General features: G+C 64.9%; 17 protein-coding genes. 7 read left to right on the forward strand and 10 right to left on the reverse strand.

Annotated elements, in window-relative coordinates:
* Positions 1-32: 32 nt before the first annotated feature.
* The 5 genes from kynU to BJ6T_RS27120 all read right to left on the reverse strand — a co-directional run bounded on the left by kynU (position 33) and on the right by BJ6T_RS27120 (position 5,327).
* Positions 33-1,235, reverse strand: coding sequence for a kynureninase (gene kynU / locus BJ6T_RS27100; RefSeq protein WP_014495716.1), 1,203 nt, complete (start codon positions 1,233-1,235; stop codon positions 33-35).
* 8 nt (positions 1,236-1,243) lie between these two features.
* A complete protein-coding gene (gene kynA / locus BJ6T_RS27105) occupies positions 1,244-2,083 on the reverse strand; it encodes a tryptophan 2,3-dioxygenase (RefSeq protein WP_014495717.1) in 840 nt (279 codons plus the stop codon).
* A 34-nt stretch (positions 2,084-2,117) separates the two neighbouring features.
* A complete protein-coding gene (locus BJ6T_RS27110; protein ID WP_014495718.1) occupies positions 2,118-2,927 on the reverse strand; it encodes a hormone-sensitive lipase in 810 nt (269 codons plus the stop codon).
* Between the two features lie 344 nt (positions 2,928-3,271).
* Positions 3,272-4,549, reverse strand: a complete 1,278-nt coding sequence (locus tag BJ6T_RS27115) for an ArgE/DapE family deacylase (RefSeq protein WP_014495719.1) — start codon at positions 4,547-4,549, stop codon at positions 3,272-3,274.
* A 52-nt stretch (positions 4,550-4,601) separates the two neighbouring features.
* Positions 4,602-5,327 carry a pyridoxamine 5'-phosphate oxidase family protein gene (locus BJ6T_RS27120; protein ID WP_014495720.1) on the reverse strand — a complete coding sequence of 242 codons (726 nt, stop codon included), beginning with the start codon at positions 5,325-5,327 and terminating at the stop codon, positions 4,602-4,604.
* A gap of 75 nt (positions 5,328-5,402) precedes the next feature.
* Between BJ6T_RS27120 and pdxR the strand changes: the two genes are divergently transcribed.
* Together pdxR and BJ6T_RS27130 are read left to right on the forward strand one after the other, a co-directional pair.
* Complete coding sequence (gene pdxR / locus BJ6T_RS27125; RefSeq protein WP_014495721.1) at positions 5,403-6,875, forward strand: MocR-like pyridoxine biosynthesis transcription factor PdxR; 1,473 nt, start codon at positions 5,403-5,405, stop codon at positions 6,873-6,875.
* 64 nt (positions 6,876-6,939) lie between these two features.
* Complete coding sequence (locus tag BJ6T_RS27130) at positions 6,940-7,185, forward strand: DUF6719 family protein (RefSeq protein ID WP_028157498.1); 246 nt, start codon at positions 6,940-6,942, stop codon at positions 7,183-7,185.
* A 3-nt stretch (positions 7,186-7,188) separates the two neighbouring features.
* Here BJ6T_RS27130 and BJ6T_RS27135 read toward each other — a convergent pair whose 3' ends face one another.
* Positions 7,189-7,554, reverse strand: a complete 366-nt coding sequence (locus BJ6T_RS27135) for a hypothetical protein (protein ID WP_014495723.1) — start codon at positions 7,552-7,554, stop codon at positions 7,189-7,191.
* Positions 7,555-7,602: 48 nt separating this feature from the next.
* Positions 7,603-7,767, reverse strand: a complete 165-nt coding sequence (locus BJ6T_RS47480; RefSeq protein WP_014495724.1) for a hypothetical protein — start codon at positions 7,765-7,767, stop codon at positions 7,603-7,605.
* 416 nt (positions 7,768-8,183) lie between these two features.
* Here BJ6T_RS47480 and BJ6T_RS27140 point away from each other — a divergent pair, with 416 nt between their 5' ends.
* Positions 8,184-8,387 (forward strand): hypothetical protein, encoded by a 204-nt coding sequence (locus tag BJ6T_RS27140; protein WP_014495725.1) that lies wholly within the window; start codon positions 8,184-8,186, stop codon positions 8,385-8,387.
* A 33-nt stretch (positions 8,388-8,420) separates the two neighbouring features.
* Here the strand turns inward: BJ6T_RS27140 and BJ6T_RS27145 are convergent, their stop codons facing one another.
* Entirely contained in the window at positions 8,421-8,969 is a 549-nt protein-coding gene (locus BJ6T_RS27145) for a CreA family protein (RefSeq protein WP_014495726.1), read from the reverse strand.
* 208 nt (positions 8,970-9,177) lie between these two features.
* On the opposite strand from BJ6T_RS27145, the gene BJ6T_RS27150 reads away from it, so the two are divergent.
* The 4 genes from BJ6T_RS27150 to BJ6T_RS27165 all read left to right on the forward strand — a co-directional run bounded on the left by BJ6T_RS27150 (position 9,178) and on the right by BJ6T_RS27165 (position 13,211).
* Positions 9,178-10,797, forward strand: coding sequence for a L,D-transpeptidase (locus BJ6T_RS27150; protein WP_028169580.1), 1,620 nt, complete (start codon positions 9,178-9,180; stop codon positions 10,795-10,797).
* A gap of 110 nt (positions 10,798-10,907) precedes the next feature.
* The gene (locus tag BJ6T_RS27155; protein ID WP_014495728.1) at positions 10,908-11,474 is read left to right on the forward strand and encodes a glutathione peroxidase; all 567 of its coding nucleotides are present in this window, start codon (positions 10,908-10,910) and stop codon (positions 11,472-11,474) included.
* A gap of 164 nt (positions 11,475-11,638) precedes the next feature.
* Entirely contained in the window at positions 11,639-12,652 is a 1,014-nt protein-coding gene (locus tag BJ6T_RS27160; protein ID WP_014495729.1) for a polysaccharide deacetylase family protein, read from the forward strand.
* Between the two features lie 7 nt (positions 12,653-12,659).
* Positions 12,660-13,211: a dihydrofolate reductase family protein gene (locus BJ6T_RS27165; RefSeq protein WP_014495730.1), complete on the forward strand. Its 552-nt coding sequence runs from the start codon at positions 12,660-12,662 to the stop codon at positions 13,209-13,211.
* A 15-nt stretch (positions 13,212-13,226) separates the two neighbouring features.
* On the opposite strand, the gene BJ6T_RS27170 is transcribed toward BJ6T_RS27165, so the two are convergent.
* Positions 13,227-13,484 carry an outer membrane protein gene (locus BJ6T_RS27170; RefSeq protein ID WP_043900250.1) on the reverse strand — a complete coding sequence of 86 codons (258 nt, stop codon included), beginning with the start codon at positions 13,482-13,484 and terminating at the stop codon, positions 13,227-13,229.
* A 31-nt stretch (positions 13,485-13,515) separates the two neighbouring features.
* Positions 13,516-13,968, reverse strand: a complete 453-nt coding sequence (locus BJ6T_RS27175; protein WP_014495732.1) for a DoxX family protein — start codon at positions 13,966-13,968, stop codon at positions 13,516-13,518.
* Positions 13,969-14,281 lie beyond the last annotated feature (313 nt).

The following is a 14,281-nucleotide window of genomic DNA, read 5'->3' on the forward strand; positions in this document are numbered from 1 at the left end:
CCCTGCGCCGCGTCCCGGGCACGAGACCTTCTTCAGGTCACCGCGTTCACGACTTGATATTCCGGCCGACGCCAGACCTCGCCCGCGATCACCTCCTCGATGATCTCGGCTGCTCGCATGATCTCGCTCTCCCCAATGTAGAGCGGTGTAATCCCGAACCGCATGATGTCAGGCGCGCGGAAATCGCCGATGAGGCCACGGGCGATCAAGGCTTGCATGGCGGCGTAGCCGCCCTCGAAGGCGAAGGAGACTTGTGAGCCGCGGCGCTCGTGCGCGCGCGGGGTGACGAGCTTGAGCTCCGGGCAGCGGCGTTCGACCTCGGCGATCAGGAGATCGCCAAGTGCCAGCGAACGCGCACGGACCTCACGAATGTCGACCCTGTCCCAGATGTCGAGCGAGGCCTCCAGCGCCGCCATTGCGAGCACCGGCGGGGTGCCGACGCGCATGCGCTCGACGCCGCCGGCCGCCGCGTAGCCAAGCTCGAACGCAAACGGCTTTGCGTGGCCCATCCAACCCGACAGCGCGGCGCGCGCGCCGTCGGCGTGGCGCGGCGCGACGTAGAGGAAGGCCGGCGCCCCGGGGCCGGCGTTGATGTATTTGTAGGTGCAGCCGGCAGCGAAATCGGCGCCGCAGCCAGCGAGATCGACCGGCAGCGCGCCAGCCGAATGCGCGAGGTCCCAGACGGTGACGATGCCGAGCGCATGTGCTCTCGCCGTCAGCGTCGCCATGTCGTGGCGCCGGCCGGTGCGATAGTCGACCTCGGTGATGTAGAGGACCGCAATCTCCTCCGACAACGCGGCCTCGATCTCTTCCGGCGCCACCAGGCGCAATTGATGGCCGCGGCCGAGCGTCGCGATCAGGCCCTCGGCCATGTAGAGATCGGTCGGAAAGTTTCCGGTGTCCGATAGCACGACCTTGCGCGAGGCGTTCATGTTGAGCGCGGCGGCGAGAGCCTGGTAGACCTTGAGCGACAGCGTGTCTCCGACCATCACGGAGCCGGCTTCCGCACCGACCAATCGCGCGATGCGATCGCCGACATGGCGCGGCTGGGCATACCAGCCCGCACTGTTCCAGGCGCGGATCAGCTCGTTGCCCCACTCGGTCGTGATGACATTGCCGACGCGCTCGGCAACGCCCAGCGGCAGCGCGCCGAGCGAATTGCCGTCGAGATAGATCACGCCGTCAGGCAAATGGAACAAGGCCCTGGTGTCGTCATAGACGCGAAGCTTGGTCATGGCGATCTCTACAGAATCGTGCGGACGCGCCAGAGCTCGGGGAACAGCTCGACCTCCAGCATGCGTTTGAGATAGCTGACGCCGCCGGTGCCGCCGGTGCCTCGCTTGAAACCGATGACGCGCTCGACCGTCGTGACATGGTTGAAACGCCAGCGCCGGAAGTAGTCCTCGAAATCGACCAGCTTCTCGGCAAGCTCGTAGAGCATCCAATGTGTCTCCGGCGCTTCATAGACGATACGCCAGGCCTGGAGCACGCCTTCGTTGAAGCTGTGGGTCTCGCGAACGTCGCGCGCCAGCACGGACGCGGGCATCTTGAGCCCGTTGCGGTCGGCGAGCCGCAGCACCTCGTCGTACAGGCTCGGCGTGGCAAGCTCGCCTTCGAGCAGCCTGGTCGTCTCCACATCGTGCGCGTGCGGCTTGAGCATGGCGTGGTTGCGGTTGCCGACCAGAAATTCGATCAGCCGGTACTGACGCGACTGGAAGCCCGAGGACTGGCCAAGCTGAGAGCGGAAACGCGTGTACTCGCTGGGCGTCATGGTGCGCAGTACGTCCCAGGCGCCGTTGAGCTGCTCGAAGATGCGCGACATCCGCGCCAGCATCTTCATCGCAGGCTGCACTTCGTCCCTGGCGATGGCGCGGCGCGCGGCGCTGAGCTCGTGGATGGCAAGCCGCATCCACAGCTCCGTGGTCTGATGCTGGATGATGAACAGCATCTCGTCATGGGCTTCCGAGAGCGGATGCTGGGCGCCGAGGATCGCATCCAGCGCCAGATAGTCGCCGTAGGACATACGCCGGGCGAAATCGGTCTCGGCGCCTTCGCTCGTGGGATCGTAATCGCTGGACGTCATGGCAGGCCCTTTCGATCGATCGATCCTCGCCGCGTCAGTCGAGGCCGATCAGCCGCGCGGTGATCGGGGACGACGGATCCTTCAGTCCGTCGATCACCGTAAAATGGTTGAGCCCGGGATCGACGACGAGGCGCGTCGGCACGTCGAAGCCAGTCCAGACATTGGCGATCAGATCGGACTGACGCATGAACTCGGGCCGCTCGCCGCCGCCGACCCAGGCGGTGACCGGCGAATGTCCCCGCGGCAGGTGCAGCGCCGCGCTTTCAAGCGTCGCCTCCTCCATGGTCATGCGCAGCGTCTCGTTCATCTTCGTCTTGAGCAGCGGTCGCAGATCATGCAGCCCGCTGATCGAGAGCGTGCCGGCGATGCGGTTGTAGACGGCGGGCTCGAGCCGGCTGTCGTTGCACAGCATGCGCGTGACGAGATGGCCGCCCGCGGAATGGCCGGCGAGCCGGATCGGGCCGGAGACGAGCGAAGCCGCCTTGGCGATCGCGGCGGTGATCTCTGCGGTGATGTCGGAGATGCGGGCGGCCGGCGTCAGCGTGTAGCTCGGCAGCGCCACCGTCCAGCCGTGATGCCGCGCGCCTTCGGCAAGATCGGTCCAGGTCGACTTGTCGAAGCGCATCCAGTAGCCGCCGTGGACGAAGACGACGAGGCCCTTGCTGGCGCCGTCTGGCAGGATCAGGTCGAGATGCTGGCGCTCGCCCGGGCCGTAGGCGACGTCCGCGCGGAAGTCTTTCAGGCCGGCGCGGTAAGCCGCCGCCCGCTCCGCCCATTGGGCCGGCATCTTGTCCGAGCCCGGGATATGGGCCGAATTGGCATAAGCATCATCCCAATCGCGCATCGTAACTCCCTCGGCGGACTCAGGGCCTTGCGAACAGGCGCCAGTCTGCCACCGGTGACGGCGGCATCCTAGTCTTTATTTTAAGCTTAAAGTATCTGGACGCGCCGGTGTTTCGGGCAGCAGTCGGCCCAATCCCAGAGGCCGTAGGGTGGGCAAAGCGAAGCGTGCCCACCCTTTCGTGCGGGATTGAGGGAAGATGGTGGGCACGGCGCAAAAGCGCCTTTACCCACCCTACCGAACTATCCACGCGTCATTGCGAGCGTAGCGAAGCAATCCAATCCGCCTCCACGGCGGCAGTCTGGATTGCTTCGTCGCTTCGCTCCTCGCAATGACGGCAGAGAGGCCTACACCTTTTCCACCCCGCACCAATCCGCGATGAACAGGGCCATCGCCTTGGTCGACTTCTTCAGCGACTCCAGGTCGACGAATTCGTTGAAGCCGTGCATCTCACCGCCGCTCGCGCCGAAGCAGAGGCTCGGGATACCGTGATTGAGACCGTAGAAGCGGGTGTCTGTCAGCGCGGTGAAGACGAGGTCCTGGATTTCGCCGCCATAGACGGTGTTGAACGCCTTGCCGAACGCGGCCTCGGGCGCCGCGGCGTCGGTCAGTTCATACCCCTCCGACAGGAAGCCCGACCATTCGACCTCCGGCGGATTGTTGGCGAGGAAGCGGTGGTCGCGCGCGGCAGCCGCAACGCAGGCCATGATCTCCTTCTGGTGATCGGCGATCGACCAGCCCGGCAGGACCGCGATACGGCAATCGACGTCACACCAGGCCGGCACGCTGGAGGCCCAGTCGCCGCCCTTGATGATGCCGGGGTTGAAGTTGATGGGATGGTTCAGCGTCTTGAAATGCCGATCGGCTTTCGCGCGCTCGTTCCACTCGATCTCTAGTTTCTGCAGCGCCTGGATCAAATGATAGGCCGCCATGATTGCGTTGGCGCCGGAGCCGGCGAAGGCAACGTGGGTCGGATGGCCCTTCACGCGGAGGCGAAACCAGATCACGCCGACCTGCGAGCGCACCATCTTGCCGCCGGTCGGCTCCGGGATGAAGCAGGCGTCGGCACGATAGCCGCGCTGCAATGTCGAGAGCGCGCCGACGCCGGTGCTCTCCTCCTCGATCACGGACTGGAAGTGGATCCGCGCCGTCGGCCTGAAACCCGCCGCCTTGATCGCATCCAGCGCGTAGAGCGCGCCGATCGTGCCCGACTTCATGTCGCAGGCGCCGCGGCCGAACATCTTGCCGTCCTTGATGACGGGCGAGAATGGCGGCGTGTCCCACAGTTCCAGCGGCCCCGCGGGCACCACGTCGCAATGCCCCTGGAGGATCAGCGATTTGCCGCCATTGGTTTGCGGACGGTAGGTGCCCACCACCGTGCGCGCCTTGGAGAAATCGTGCTCGATCGGGCCGAAGCCGCGCAGGTCCTTGAGATCATCGACATCGATGTGCCAGTCGTCGACCTCGTAGCCGCGCGCGCGCAGGAGATCGCCGATCATGTCCTGGCACGGCCCCTCCGCCCCGCGGGTCGACGGGATCGCGACGAAATCGCTTGTGGTCGCAAGCTGGGCTTCGAAGCCGGCATCGACGGCGTCAAGAATCCTCTGCTGCGTTTCGGCATTCATCAGGCAACTCCAAGCATCCAATTGGTCAATTGTGCGCGCAAGCTAGCCGATTTCAGCCGTTCGGGTACTCCACAAAATAAGCATCCCGCAATGCATCTTCGAGCAGCCGGCCTTCCGAATAGCCATTCAGCGTCGCAGGCCGGGTTACGCCATCCAGCAGGCGCGGGCACGGCTCCGGCGCGCCGAGCACGGTACGGACCGGAATGCGCTCGGCATAGATCGGCAATTCGTAGTCCTCGTCATCGTCAGCCACACCCTTGGCGCGGACTTTGGCCGAGGCCTCCTCGATCTCCATCGCGATGAAGGACGTGGCCTTGATCTCCTGCGCGCTGCTCTGACGCAGGCTCGCGGTGCGGTCCGGGAAGAAGCGATCGACCATGGCGATCACCGCCCGCTCCTTCTCCTCGGGGTCGGTGACGAGATAGGCGGTGCCGAACGCCATCACCGCGCGGTAGTCGGCGGAATGGTTGAAGCCGCAACGCGCCAGCACGAGGCTGTCGAGATGGGCAACCGTGAGGCAGACGCGCTCGCCCCTGGTCTGGCTGCGCAGCATGCGACTCGCGCTCGAGCCGTGCCAATAGAGTTTTGTCCCTTCGCGCCAGAAGAAAGTCGGCGTGCAATAGGGCTGGCCGTCGATCACGTAGGAGACGTGGCAGAGCATCGAGGAATCCAGGATGCGGTGAACCGTCTCGTGATCGTAGAAGCCGCGGTCGTGACGGCGCTTGACCTGGTTGCGCGCTGACGTCGGATAGGAATTCTGGCTTTCAGTCTGGCTCACGGCCGCTCCTGTCGGGCTTGGAACAATTCCAGGAGAGTTGTAGCCGCGGATTTGGTCTGCGATAGTGCCAATTCCATGCGAAAAATTCCGACCAATTTTGTCCCCTCGCCGGCCAAGGCCGAACTGCCGCTCGACCTGACCGGCCCGCATATCACCGCGGGCGCGTCATCGGCGCACCGGCTGTACCAGGCGTTGTGCGACATGATCGTCTCCGGCCTCGTCAAACCCGGCGAACCGCTGCCACCGTCGCGGACGCTGGCGAAGCAGACCGGCTTCCGCCGCAACGCCGTCGTCACTGCCTATGAACGGCTGATCGCCGACGGCTTTGCCGACGCGACCGTCGGCTCCGGCACTTTCGTCGCCGCGCGCATTCCGGCGCCCGCGGCCGAGCCGAAGAAGCCGAAGGCCATGGTCGAAGCACCGCGGCAGGGCGCGTTCTCGCTCGGCTGCACCCATATCGACGAGCGCGCGGTGCAGCGCTTCCGTGCCTTCGTCGGACGGCGCATGCGCGCGTTCGGGCCCGAGCATCTGCACTACGGCGATCCGCGCGGCAGCCGCGAGCTGCGCGCAGCGATCGCCGATCATCTGCTGTCGGCGCGTGGCCTGCGCTGCGACCCCGATCAGATCATGCTGACATCGGGTACGCTGCACGCGTTGCGCATCGTGCTGAGCGCGATCCTGAAGTCCAACGACCAGGTCTGGTGCGAGGACCCGGGCTACCCCGCCGCGCGAAAAACCATTTCGCATTGCGGTTATCGCGCCGTGCCCGTTCCCGTCGACGAGCACGGGATACGTGTCGCTAAAGGCCGCACCGCCGCTTCGTCCGCACGCGCGGCCTATGTGACGCCGTCGCACCAGTTTCCGCTGGGCGTGCAGATGTCGATGCCGCGACGGCTGGAGCTGCTGGATTGGGCGAGGCGAGCCGGCGCCTTCGTGCTGGAGGACGATTACGACAGCGAGTTCCGCTATGACGGCGCGCCGTTGATGTCGCTTGCCGGCATCGATCATCTCCAGCGCGTGATCTACATGGGCACGTTCGCCAAGACGCTGTTTCCGGGCCTGCGCATCGGCTATTGCGCGCTGCCCGAACGGCTGATCGCGGACGTCACGGCCGCGCGCGCCGCGCTCGACCGCTTTCCCGGCACGCTGATGGAGGGCGCGGTGGCCGACATGCTCAATTCCGGCGCGTTCGCCGCCAACCTGAAGCGCGTGCGCAAGCTTTATCGCGAGGCGCGCGATGCGCTGGCTGAGACCCTGGAGGCAGCATCCGACGGTGCGCTATCGGTACCGGTGCCGTCGCAAGGGCTGCACCTCGTCGCCCGGTTCGATCCGTCGGTCGAACTTGCAGTCGCGGCGCAGGCGAAGCAGGCCGCGGGCGCGGAAGGCTGGCTGCTGGCCGACACCTATTCGCGCGCGCGTCCCCTGCCCGGGTTCGTGCTGGGATTTTCCGGCCACGCGGTTCCGCAACTCGTGGCCTCCGCCGAACGACTCGCGCTGGAGTCGCGCGGCGCCTTGCGCGCAAGGAGCAAATCGGCCCGGCGGGCGTGACGAACGTTCACTATGAGAATCGCCTGCCGCTCCCTACATTGCGGCATCGATGCCAGGACCTCACATGATGCTGCGCCGCGCGACCTGCCTCTCGCTGCTGATCTCGGTCGCCCTCGCGACGGCGGCACACGCGGTCACCGTCGGACGTGAACAGGACATCACCGATCTCAAGCTCGGCCAGCGCGTGCAAGTGGACGACGGAACCTGCCCCGCCGGGCAGGTCAAGGAAGTGCGCGGCACGAGAATGACCGACAAGGGCGTGGCGCGGACCAGTGCCTGCGTGCCGCGCTACGGTCCGAAATCGAAGTGATGGTTACGACTTCGCCGGGTCGAACATGCACTGCAGGGTCGGTTTGGCGATCTTGGTGAAGGTCGAGCCGATCTCGCCCTGCTTGGACGCCGGCACCCAATCAGTCTCGATCGTTGGCACGCCGGTCTCGCTGATGCCGCGCAACAGCGCCTCGCGCAGATCACGGTCCTCGACGGCCGCGGCGGCGTGATCATGCAGGCAGCCGCAGACCTCCTCGGGATGCTCCCAGCGCCCGAGCATCCGCGGCGCACACTGACGGACGAACTCGCTGCGGGGATCCGGTAGCCTGGAGGGAGCGCGAACCTGCGCATGGGCAGCGCTGATCGTCATAAGCGAAACGAACGCTGTGGCGCAGAACCGGACAATCATGATGGCCTTTATCGGCTGGTTTTTCTTGTAGCTTTTCTTGGCTATCGATCAGAAACGCGCAGCGACCATGATCGGTTGCGGCGCCGAGGTGGTGACCGGCGAGCCGCTGTACTGGAAGGTGCCGACACCCGGGAGATTGCCGTCCGGCGCCCCCGCGAACGAAGAGCCGGCGAGCACGAAAGCGAAGGCGAGGATGAAGCTGAGCGTGCGCATGATCTCGTGTCCCAGTTCCGTAGCCGGCGGTGCGCCGTCGTCGTCGCGAAGCTGATAACCATGTGTCGTTTCGCGCGTGATGCGCCAAAAGCGGAAAATGGTTTCGTCTTTGTGAGAATTGTTTCGTCGCGCCTCGGGCGACGAAAAATTGGGCGGAAAACCCCAGTCTTTTCAGAGGGGCCGCGCCGCGTCTGAAAGTGGCCCTGCAGGCTCTGTCCGCGCCTGGAAGCAGACTCACGCCGCGCGCCGTCACACGCGCGCCTTCCGCACTTCACATGCATTTTACGTTTTTCTGCTGAAGAGAAGCCCGAACGAGGGCTGGGTTCCGTCGAACCGGGGGCGATTCGACTGCGACTCAAGCCATCGAAACCGAGAAGCCCGGAACCACCGGGCGCGTTCAGTTGAGGGATGCCATCATGACGGCGCAAGATCGCGCAACGCCGCGCGACGCGGATCTGCGGACGGACCGCGCCGACCAGCAACCCAGCCGCGTCGCTGCAATCGGCGCAATGTCGCTGCAGTCGGGCCGCGGCCACGAGGCCGCACCACAAGCATTCGTGCGGCTGACGGGCTCGCATCTCGCAAAGCCGCGCACCAGCCGCACTCTCGTCACTGAGTGAACGCAACCGCGTCACCGAGTGAACGCCAGCGCGTCACTGAGTGAAGAACTCGCCGCACTTCTGGACGTTTGCGTCAGCCGGTCCCCACGGCATGACCGGTACCGTCGAGGTCGAGTTCTTTGGCGAGCCCTCGATCAGCCGGTCCGAATAGACCATGTAGACCAGCACATTGCGCTTGGCGTCACAGCCGCGCACGATCTGCATCTTCTTGAAGAACAGCGAGCGGCGCTGGCGGAACATGTCGTCGCCCTGCTCCATCTTGTTCTTGAACTTGATCGGACCGACCTGGCGGCAGGCCAGCGAGATATCCGAGACCTCCTCGGCAAGACCGAGCCAGCCCTTGAAACCGCCCTTTTCCGGGACCGTAAAATGGCAGGCCACGCCCTCGACTTCGGGGTCGTCGAGGCCATAGGTCGCGAGCTTGTCATTCGGGCTCATCCATTTGAACACGGTTGAGCGGCGGAAGATCAGATCCGGCTCGTCGGCAGCGATTGCAGAGGTCGCTGGCACGGCCAGCAGCAGGAGGAATAAAACGAGGTCTTTCAAGCGGATGCCGGAAAGACCGGGGAAACGAGATGACATGAAGTTCTCCGGTAACAAGTCCCGGCAATGTAGGCATGCGACAGCCGGTCAGGAAGACGACCGGCAGCCGTCACGGCCGCCGTTTACCGCTCCGTGAGGCTTTTTTGCTACGCCATGGACAAAAGTCGCTGGTGGCAGAACTGCCGTGCTAGTGAACGCGTATCCCCTTTGCGAGACTAATTTCTGAGTTGGATTGTGGATTCGAGGAATGAATAGCGTGAACGGGGTCAGTTTTTCAGCCAGGCCGGTCCGGCTGTGGCAGGTCGCCATTTTGACGGCGGCGGGGGCGATTGGCTTGACCAGCCAGGCGGACGCGGCGTTCTATTACTGGAGCGACTACTCCGACGGATCCTACGTCACCCGGCAGGAGCGCTATCCCGACATTCCCCGGCAGAAGCCTCAGAAGCGCAGTACGGCCGGCAAGAAAGCGGTCGTCGCCGAGAAGGAAGCCGGCACCAAGCCGCAAGGTCCGCTCGTGATCGTCGTGTCGATCGATCGGCAGAAGGTGACGGTCTACGACACCAACGGCGTGTTCGCGGAATCCCCGGTGTCGACAGGCATGAAGGGCCACTCGACGCCGATGGGCGTGTTCAGCGTGATCCAGAAGCACAAATTCCACCAGTCCAACATCTATAGCGGCGCGCCGATGCCGTACATGCAGCGGATCACCTGGTCCGGCATCGCGATGCATGCCGGCGTGCTGCCGGGCTATCCGGCCTCGCACGGTTGCATCCGCATGCCGATGGCGTTCGCGGTGAAGATGTGGAACTGGACCAGGATGGGCGCGCGCGTGATCGTCTCGCCCGGCCAGATGTCGCCGCAAAATTTCTCGCATCCCCTGCTCGCCTCGGTGCGCGTGCCGCCGCAGCCCGCCGTCAGCCTGGAGCCGCAGACCAATGTCGGCGACAAGGCCGACAAGGGCGCCGCACCAACCAAGGTCAGCGAAGCGAAACCCGTCGAGACGAAGACCGCCAGCGCGGAGAGCGCGCTCGAGCTGCGTTCGTCGGTTGGCCATACCGTGATGTCGGATGTGACCACCGGCAATGCACCGGCGCGCGAGGAAGCAGCCGCTCCGGCCGAAAAGGTTGAGGCCAAGTCTGAAAAGACCGCCGAGGCATCTGACGCGGTCAAGCCGCAGTCGGAAGAAGCCGCCAAGCCCGCAAGCACCGACGCAAAGCCCGTCGAGGCCGCAGAACCGCCCAAGACTGCAGAAGCACCCAAGGCCGAAGCCGCCGAGCCCGCGAAGAAGCCCGATGCGCCCGCTGCCGCACCGGCGCTCGCCGCCTCGCCCGACGCCAAGAAGGACGAGGCCCGCGTCGCCGATCCTGCGCCTGCCGCGAAGCCGGAGACGCCCAAACGGGCCGGCCAGATCGCGGTGTTCATCAGCCGCAAGGATTCCAAGCTCTACGTGCGGCAGAACTTTGCGCCGCTGTTCGAGGTTCCCGTCACGATCGCTGCGAGCGACCGGCCGCTCGGCACCCACGTGTTCACCGCCGAGGTCGACAAGACCAACACCAACGTGTTGCGTTGGTCGGTGGTATCGCTGCCGGTCTCCGCCCGCGCCGCCGCGCGCGAAGATGACAGCCGCGTGACACTCCGCCAGCGTGGCGCCGCCGTGATTCCCGTCGCCGCCAAGCCCGTCACAGCCAAGCCCGTGGTCATGCCGGACAGCCCGGCCGAGGCACTCGACCGTATCTCGATCCCGGCGGACACCATGGCGAAGATCAACGAGATGCTAACATCGGGCGGCTCGATCATCGTCTCCGACCAGGGCATCAACCAGGGCGAGACCGGCGAAGGCACCGACTTCATCGTCCGCCTGTACTAGAGCGCTTTCGAGCGAAGTGGCGCCTTATCGCGTCCGATAACGCGGTGTTGACCAGGCGCGTCGCGCCGACGCAGTAAGGTGCGTCCCGGATCACGTCGGGGGACGTTGCCATGCTGAACCGCAGGACCATGCTCGCCGCGCTTGTCGCGACGACCGCGTCTGCTGGACGTAGCCGTGCCGATGGCGGCATGAGCCGGATCTCGGCCTATGCCTTCTCTTTCCCTGCATTATCAGGCGACGACATCCGCCTTGCCGCGTTCACGGGCAAGCCGCTGCTGGTCGTCAACACCGCTTCGCTCTGCGGCTACACTCCGCAATATGCCGGCCTGCAGGAAATCTGGAGCGAGTTTCGCGAGCGCGGGCTCACCGTAATCGGTGTGCCCTCCAACGATTTCGGTGGCCAGGAGCCCGGCGGCACCAGCGAGATCACGGAGACCGCGCACCACCAATACGGCGTTACCTTCCCGATCGCGGCCAAGGCCGTGGTGGTCGGCGCCAAGGCGCATCCGTTCTACAAATGGGCGGCCGAGGCGCGCCCCCGCGACGTCCCGCGCTGGAACTTCCACAAATACCTGATCGGGCGCGACGGCTACATTGCCGAGGTGTATCCGTCTGCGGTCGATCCGACGGATACGCGGGTCAAGACGGCGATTGCGAAGGCGCTGGCCGACAGCTGACACCCGCAGCCCCATCCGGTTGGGCACAATTGTGGCGGGGTGCCAAACAGCCGTTGCAATGACGAGGGCCCACCATCTAGGCTAGGACGATCAAGGGGCAGGATGGTTTTGCCAGAGGCGAAAAGCTGCGGCGGAACAACGGGATCAATCTCGAGGACAACACCATGCGTGTGGCGGCAGGACTGATTTTGGCAAGCGCGATGTCGGTTGCGATGGCAGGCGCAGCGTGGTCGCAGACCCCGGCCGCAAAGCCCGCAGCCGCCACCCAGGCGGCACCGGCTGCAGCCCCCGCCGCGGCACCGGCGCCCGCTCCCGCGGCGGCAGCCGCTGCGCCGACGCAAGCGGCCTTCCCGCCCCCGCCGAAACAGGCGCCCCAGCCCGCCCGCGCGGCCTGCAACACGCCCGGCGCGCTCGGGGTCGCCCGCACGGTGGAGATCGACACCACGGGTGGCCCGGGCTTCGGCTTCGAGCATTTCAAGGAGCTCGACTTCCTACGCGACAAGGAGGTCGTGCTGACCTTCGACGACGGCCCCTGGCCGAAGAACACGCCCGCCGTGCTGAAGGCGCTCGCCGACGAATGCACCACCGGCATCTTCTTCTCGATCGGCAAGCACGCGACCTATGAGCCGGAGATACTGAAGCAGGTCTATGCGGCCGGCCACACCGTCGGTGCCCACACCTGGTCGCACGCCAACCTCAACAACAAGAAGCTCACGGAAGCGCAGCGCAAGGAAGAGATCGAGAAGGGATTCTCGGCGGTGAAGTGGGCGCTCGGCGGCATCTCGCCCTCGCCGTTCTTCCGCTTCCCGGCGCTCCAGCACCCGCCTGAGATGGTCACCTATCTCGGCAACCGCAACATCGCGATCTTCTCCTGCGACATCGACTCCTTCGACTTCAAGGCGTCGAAGCCCGAGAAGGTGATCGAGACCGTCATGAAGAAGCTCGACACCAAGGGCAAGGGCATCATCCTGATGCACGACTTCCAGAAGCACACGGCGGAAGCCCTGCCCGAGTTGCTCAAGCGCCTGAAGGCCGGCGGCTACAAGGTGGTGGCGATGCGCGCCAAATTCCCGGCCTCGACGCTGCCGGAATACGACCAGGAGCTGCTCAAGGACGTCAAGCTGCCGACGGTGAGCACGCGCCCGGTCAACAGCGTCGTGACGACGGTCTCGGAATAGACCGCAATTGTCTTTCCGGTTTGAAGGTTACGTCATCATATCGGCGGACGGCATGCTTGCCGATCCGTCGCACATCATGCCCCCAACGCTGGTGTTCGAAGGCGACAAGCGGTTCTTCGAGCAGGCGCTGGATCGTGCCGCGATCATCGTGCACGGCGGGCACTCGCACGAGCAGCAGCCGAATTCGCCGAAGCGCAAGCGGCTGATCCTCACCCGCAAGATCAAGGCGCTCACCGTCGACCCGGAGATCCCGAACGCGGCGCTGTGGAATCCCGAGCATGCGAGCTTCGAGGAGGCCTGCGCTTTCGCCGACGTCGCCTCCGGCACGGTCGCAATCATCGGCGGCCCCGTCGTGTTCGACATGTTCATGGACCGCTACGACACGTTCTGGCTGTCGGAAGCCCCGCACGTGCGGCTGCCCGGCGGCGAAGGCTGTTTCGTCGGCGTGCCGGAGCGGACGCCGCATGAGGTGCTGGCGTCACACGGGATGAAACCGGGGGCACCGTACCTGCTCGACGCGGCGCATCACGTCACGGTGACGCCGTGGCGTCGGGTCTAGCACAGGCGATCTGCGCTACGGTGTTGGAAGGTGATAGGCCAGCACGCCGCGCAGCGTGTGCACCATGCCGCCCGCGCTCAAGCTGGTCATGAAATCAGACGCCAGATCGTCTCGCGCCCCGAGATGCGTGACGCGATATTCGGCGCGGGCGGAGATGCCGTCGGTTAAAAAACGCTCGAAGCCGCCACCGAAGGTCGCGCCTCCGCAGCGGCTGGGATTCTGTGGAACCGCTGTGATCTCAAAACCATAATCTGTGAATGATGGTTCATGCACGCGTCGCAAACGGACGAGCCATCAACTCGCTTTACACGTCCCCGTAGGCCGTCTCGGCCGAGCGCGTAGCGCGGCCATAGCCCATGATCATGAACAGCGCGCCGATGATCGAGAGATTCTTCAGCGCATCGACCACCACCTTGGCGTTGTCGGGCGCGGCCTGATTCCAGAAATCGGAGAACAGGACGGTCGAGCCCGCGATGTAGATGATCATGAGCAATGCGAAAAAGCGCGCGCCGAAGTTCAGCGCAATCATCAGGCCTGCAATGATCTCGAGCCCGCCGACCGCGATCGCCAGCAGTTGCGGCGTGGTCATGGCGGTCGCCGTCTCGATCTGCTTGGCGTAAGGCTCGATGACATCAGGCACCACCACCTTGGTGGCGATGAAATCGGCCGTCGGCTGGAGGGCAAAGAGCTTGGTCGCGCCCGTGTAGATGAACAGCACGGCGAACAGGATTCGTCCGAAAGTCACGAACGCTGGCATGATCGGCCTCTTGGCTCAGGCTTTTTGAAAAAGGCGTCTCGACGAGAGTACCGGGCGATTATGAAGAGTCGTGCGCCGGTTTACAAACGGGGAAATGGCGAATTGCGAGCAATTCAAAGTTGGCGGCACAGGCGACTTCCCCTCTCCCCTTGCGGCAGAGAGTGCATCGCCGCATCGCGGCGAGACAGGTGAGGGGTCACTATCGGCACGGGCAACTCTCGCGATCTCGACTCGCAGAGAGATACCCCTCATCCGGAGCTTCGCGCCACCTTCTCCCGCAAGGGGAGAAGGGATCAGACCTTTCGAGCGGCTA

The sequence above is a fragment of the Bradyrhizobium japonicum USDA 6 genome, from assembly GCF_000284375.1.
GTDB classification, from domain to species: Bacteria; Pseudomonadota; Alphaproteobacteria; order Rhizobiales; family Xanthobacteraceae; genus Bradyrhizobium; species Bradyrhizobium japonicum.

What these genes read in the sequence shown, in the direction of transcription:
- kynU (WP_014495716.1), bottom strand. Translation starts at nt 1,235, where the DNA reads ATGACCAAGCTTCGCGTCTATGACGACACCAGGGCCTTGTTCCATTTG.
- kynA (WP_014495717.1), bottom strand. Translation starts at nt 2,083, where the DNA reads ATGACGTCCAGCGATTACGATCCCACGAGCGAAGGCGCCGAGACCGAT.
- BJ6T_RS27110 (WP_014495718.1), bottom strand. Translation starts at nt 2,927, where the DNA reads ATGCGCGATTGGGATGATGCTTATGCCAATTCGGCCCATATCCCGGGC.
- BJ6T_RS27115 (WP_014495719.1), bottom strand. Translation starts at nt 4,549, where the DNA reads ATGAATGCCGAAACGCAGCAGAGGATTCTTGACGCCGTCGATGCCGGC.
- pdxR (WP_014495721.1), top strand. Translation starts at nt 5,403, where the DNA reads ATGCGAAAAATTCCGACCAATTTTGTCCCCTCGCCGGCCAAGGCCGAA.
- BJ6T_RS27130 (WP_028157498.1), top strand. Translation starts at nt 6,940, where the DNA reads ATGATGCTGCGCCGCGCGACCTGCCTCTCGCTGCTGATCTCGGTCGCC.
- BJ6T_RS27135 (WP_014495723.1), bottom strand. Translation starts at nt 7,554, where the DNA reads ATGATTGTCCGGTTCTGCGCCACAGCGTTCGTTTCGCTTATGACGATC.
- BJ6T_RS47480 (WP_014495724.1), bottom strand. Translation starts at nt 7,767, where the DNA reads ATGCGCACGCTCAGCTTCATCCTCGCCTTCGCTTTCGTGCTCGCCGGC.
- BJ6T_RS27140 (WP_014495725.1), top strand. Translation starts at nt 8,184, where the DNA reads ATGACGGCGCAAGATCGCGCAACGCCGCGCGACGCGGATCTGCGGACG.
- BJ6T_RS27145 (WP_014495726.1), bottom strand. Translation starts at nt 8,969, where the DNA reads ATGTCATCTCGTTTCCCCGGTCTTTCCGGCATCCGCTTGAAAGACCTC.
- BJ6T_RS27150 (WP_028169580.1), top strand. Translation starts at nt 9,178, where the DNA reads ATGAATAGCGTGAACGGGGTCAGTTTTTCAGCCAGGCCGGTCCGGCTG.
- BJ6T_RS27155 (WP_014495728.1), top strand. Translation starts at nt 10,908, where the DNA reads ATGCTGAACCGCAGGACCATGCTCGCCGCGCTTGTCGCGACGACCGCG.
- BJ6T_RS27160 (WP_014495729.1), top strand. Translation starts at nt 11,639, where the DNA reads ATGCGTGTGGCGGCAGGACTGATTTTGGCAAGCGCGATGTCGGTTGCG.
- BJ6T_RS27175 (WP_014495732.1), bottom strand. Translation starts at nt 13,968, where the DNA reads ATGCCAGCGTTCGTGACTTTCGGACGAATCCTGTTCGCCGTGCTGTTC.